Origin of the sequence: Phenylobacterium sp. (genome assembly GCF_036263695.1) — a bacterium.
In the GTDB taxonomy this organism is placed as follows: Bacteria; Pseudomonadota; Alphaproteobacteria; order Caulobacterales; family Caulobacteraceae; genus Phenylobacterium.
Genome location: NZ_DATAGM010000100.1, coordinates 1 through 4,133 on the forward strand (window position 1 = coordinate 1; position 4,133 = coordinate 4,133).

Annotated in this window: 4 protein-coding genes; 2 read left to right on the forward strand and 2 right to left on the reverse strand. The window is 69.2% G+C overall.

The window, feature by feature from the left end; all coding sequences use genetic code 11:
* Both VHK87_RS04055 and VHK87_RS04060 read left to right on the forward strand, forming a co-directional pair.
* A partial coding sequence (locus VHK87_RS04055) for a TIGR00282 family metallophosphoesterase (protein WP_329633616.1) occupies positions 1 to 829 on the forward strand: 829 nt, incomplete at its 5' end.
* Between the two features lie 114 nt (positions 830 to 943).
* The gene (locus VHK87_RS04060; protein WP_329633617.1) at positions 944 to 1,294 is read left to right on the forward strand and encodes a phage holin family protein; all 351 of its coding nucleotides are present in this window, start codon (positions 944 to 946) and stop codon (positions 1,292 to 1,294) included.
* 45 nt (positions 1,295 to 1,339) lie between these two features.
* Here VHK87_RS04060 and VHK87_RS04065 read toward each other — a convergent pair whose 3' ends face one another.
* Together VHK87_RS04065 and groL are read right to left on the reverse strand one after the other, a co-directional pair.
* Positions 1,340 to 2,530: a CaiB/BaiF CoA-transferase family protein gene (locus VHK87_RS04065; RefSeq protein WP_329633618.1), complete on the reverse strand. Its 1,191-nt coding sequence runs from the start codon at positions 2,528 to 2,530 to the stop codon at positions 1,340 to 1,342.
* Positions 2,531 to 2,648: 118 nt separating this feature from the next.
* Positions 2,649 to 4,133, reverse strand: a 1,485-nt coding sequence (gene groL / locus VHK87_RS04070; protein ID WP_329633619.1) for a chaperonin GroEL, incomplete at its 5' end; no start/stop codon positions are given.

Sequence of the window (4,133 nt, forward strand, 5' to 3'; positions counted from 1 at the left end):
TTTTGGGGATGTGGTCGGCCGGTCGGGCCGCGAGGGGCTGGTCGAGCACCTGCCGGGGCTGCGCCGCCGGCTGGGCCTGGAGTTCGTGGTGGTCAACGCCGAGAACGCCGCCGCGGGCTTCGGCATCACCGAGTCCACCGCCCGCGAGCTGTTCGACGCCGGCGCCGACTGCCTGACCCTGGGCAACCACTCCTGGGACCAGAAGGAGGCGCTGACCTACATCGTTCGCGAGCCGCGTCTGATCCGCCCGCTCAACTACTCGGCCTTCGCCGATGCGCCCGGCCGCGGCGCCCAGCTGTTCGAGACCGACAGCGGCAAGCGGATCCTGGTCGTCAACCTGCTGGGCCGGGTGCACATGGACTCCCTCGACGATCCGTTCGGGGCGGTCGACAAGGAGCTGGAGGCCTGCCCACTGGGCGCGGTGGCCGACGCGGTGCTGGTCGACATGCACGCCGAGGCGACCAGCGAGAAGATGGCCATGGGCCACTTCTGCGACGGGCGCGCCAGCCTGGTGGTGGGCACCCACACCCACGTGCCGACCGCCGACGCCCAGATCCTGCCGGGCGGCACCGCCTACCAGACCGACGCCGGCGCCTGCGCCGACTACGACAGCGTCATCGGCAATCAGAAGGAGGAGCCGCTGCGGCGGTTCACCACCCGCATCTCCGGCGGCCGCTACAAACCGGCCGAGGGGCCGGCCACGGTTTGCGGGGTATACGTTGAGACCGACGCGGCCACGGGCCTGGCCCGCCGCGTCGAGCCGATCCGGATCGGCGGGCGGCTGTCGCAGCACGTCCCCTCGCTCGAGGATACCCCGGCGCAGAGCTAAGCGCCCGCCTTAGGGGCGCCGATCCTGCGTTCCCGCCCGGGACAGGGAGGGGGTTTGCGCCGGCGCGGCGGAGGCGCCATCTCTAGCGCGAAGCTTCACTGGAAAGCGCCCGCCGTGGTCCGTTTCATCCTTCGCGCCCTGATCGCCGCCTTCGGCCTGTGGCTGGCGGACGTGCTGCTGGGCGGCATCGCCTTCTCGAGCGGGGTCTACCTGCTGGTGGCCGCGGTGCTGCTCGGACTCGTGAACGCCGTGGTCCGGCCGGTCGTCTTCTGGCTCACCCTGCCGCTGACGGTGATCACGCTCGGACTGTTCCTGCTGATCGTGAACGCGGCGATGATCGGGCTGGTGGCGATGTTCCTGCCCGGCTTCTCCGTCGATGGGCTCGGCTCCGGCGTCGCCGCGGCCATCATCACCGGCATCGTCAGCTGGCTGGGTTCGGCCTTCGTCAAGGACGAGGCGAAGTAGTTTCCTTCCTCCCCCGCCTCGCCCCGCACGTCACCGGCGACGTCGCTACATGGCCGCCCCGACGGCGAACAGGTTCTCCACCTCGGCATCGCTCATGCCTGCCTCCTTCAGCACCTCGCGGGTGTGCTGGCCCAGTCCCGGCGCGGGGCCGGCGGGGCCGGTGGGGGCGCCTGGGAACCGCACCGGGGCGGCGGGTGCGCGGTAGGTGTTCCCGAAGCGGTCGGGGACCTCCACGAAGCAGCCGGCGGCCTGCGCCTGCGGGTCGGCCACCAGCTCGGGCAGGGTGGCCATCGGCGCCCAGATGAGGTCGGCGCGATGCAGGATCTCCTTCACCTCAGCCAGGGTGTGTTTCGCGAACTCGGCGTCCAGCACCGCGCGCAGCTCGCGCACCGTCTCGATGTCGCGGACCGGCGGCGCAAAGCGCGGCTCAGCGTTCAGCTCCGCCAGGCCGAGCTCGGCCAGCAGCGCCGGCTGGTCCCTAGGGCTGCGGGACGAGACGCAGAACCAGCGCTGGTCCTTGGTGCGGAAGTACCCGGACAGAACGCCGGGCCGGTCGTTCCGCGGCTGGGCCGTGGTCGCCTCGCCGTAGCGCAGGAAGGTCGAGAGGTCCCAGCCGATGGCGTAGGCGCCGACCCGGATCAGCGCCGTCTCCACCTGACGGCCCTGGCCGGTCTGCGTCCGCTCGTGCAGCGCCGCCAGCACGCCCGACAGGGTCGCCAGCGCCGTCACGTGGTCGCCGAACCCCGGGCGGCAGGTGAAGGGCTCCTGGTCGGGCGGGATGGTGCAGGCGGCGACCGCGCTGCGGGTCCAGAAGCCGGTCAGGTCGAAGGCCGGGGTGTCGATCTCCTCGCCCTCCAGGCCATAGCCGGTGACGTTGGCGTAGATCAGGTGGGGCAGCTCGTCCTTCACCGCCTCATAGTCCAGACGGGCCCGCTTCAGGGCGCCGGGCCGCAGGTTGGTGATGAAGATGTCCGCGCCCTTCAGCAGGGCCAGCAGCGCCGCGCGCCCTTCCGGGCGGCCGGTGTCCAGGACGATCCCCCGCTTGCCGCGGTTCTCGTTGGAGAAGATCGGGTTGTAGGGGCTCTCCTCGTCGTCGGGGAAGAAGCCGCGGGTGGCGTCGCCCGCCGAACTCTCGACCTTCACGACCTGCGCGCCCCAATCCGCCATGATGGCGGCGCAGCCGGGCGCGGCGACCCAGGTGGAGAACTCCACCACCTTCAGCCCCTGGAGCAGCATGGGCGTTCCTTCCGTCTTTTCTCGTTGTCCGCATGGTGGCCCGAGAATGACGCAAAGGAAAAGGGCGGAGCCTTGCGGCTCCGCCCTTCCTTGAAGACGTAGGGCTTCGGGCTTCGGATTAGAAGTCCATGTCGCCCATGCCGCCCATGCCGCCGCCGGGACCGCCCGCGGGGGCGTTCTTCTTCGGGGCTTCGACCACGGCCGCTTCCGTCGTGATCAGCAGGCCGGCCACCGAAGCGGCGTCCTGCAGGGCGGTGCGGACCACCTTGGCCGGGTCGATGACGCCGGCCTGGACCATGTCCACGTACTCTTCCGTCTGAGCGTTGAAGCCGAAGGTCGCGGAGCCGTTCTCCAGGACCTTGCCGACCACGATCGAGCCTTCCACGCCGGCGTTCTCGGCGATCTGACGGATCGGGGCCTGCAGGGCGCGGCGGACGATGGCGACGCCGGCTTCCTGGTCGTCGTTGTCGCCCTTGAAGCCTTCAAGCGCCTTGGAGGCCTTCAGCAGGGCGACGCCGCCGCCGGGGACGATGCCTTCTTCCACCGCAGCGCGGGTGGCGTTCAGGGCGTCGTCGACGCGGTCCTTCTTCTCCTTCACCTCGACTTCGGTCGAGCCGCCGACGCGGATCACCGCGACGCCGCCGGCCAGCTTGGCCAGACGCTCTTGCAGCTTTTCCTTGTCGTAGTCCGAGGTGGTGTCCTCGATCTGACGCTTGATCTGGGTGATGCGGCCTTCGATGCCTTCCTTTTCACCCGAGCCGTCCACGATGGTGGTGTCGTCCTTGGTGATGGAGACCTTCTTGGCGCGGCCCAGCATGTCGAGGGTCACGTTCTCGAGCTTGATGCCGAGGTCTTCGCTGATCAGCTGACCGCCGGTCAGGATGGCGATGTCTTCCAGCATGGCCTTGCGGCGATCGCCGAAGCCCGGAGCCTTGACCGCCGCGACCCGCAGGCCGCCGCGCAGCTTGTTGACCACCAGGGTGGCCAGGGCTTCGCCTTCAACGTCTTCCGCGATGATCAGCAGCGGACGGCCCGACTGGACCACCGCTTCCAGCACCGGCAGCAGCGGCTGCAGCGAGGAGAGCTTCTTTTCGAAGAGCAGGATCAGAGGCTCTTCGAGTTCGGCCTCCATCTTCTCGGCGTTGGTGATGAAGTAGGGCGACAGGTAGCCCCGGTCGAACTGCATGCCTTCGACCACTTCGAGCTCGGTCTCCAGGCTCTTGGCCTCTTCGACCGTGATCACGCCCTCGTTGCCGACCTTTTCCATAGCCCGGGCGATCATCGCGCCCACTTCGGTGTCGCCGTTGGCGGAGATGGTGCCGACCTGGGCGATTTCGGAGTTGGCCGAGACCTTCTTGGAGGTGGCCTTGATCTCTTCAACGACGCGGCCGACGGCCTTGTCGATGCCGCGCTTCAGGTCCATCGGGTTCATGCCCGCGGCGACCGACTTCAGGCCTTCGACGACGATGGCCTGGGCCAGCACGGTGGCGGTGGTGGTGCCGTCGCCGGCCTTGTCGTTGGTCTTGGAGGCGACTTCACGGATCAGCTGGGCGCCGAGGTTCTCGAACCGGTCGGTCAGCTCGATTTCCTTGGCCACCGACAC

What these genes read in the sequence shown, in the direction of transcription:
- VHK87_RS04065 (WP_329633618.1), bottom strand. Translation starts at nt 2,530, where the DNA reads ATGCTGCTCCAGGGGCTGAAGGTGGTGGAGTTCTCCACCTGGGTCGCC.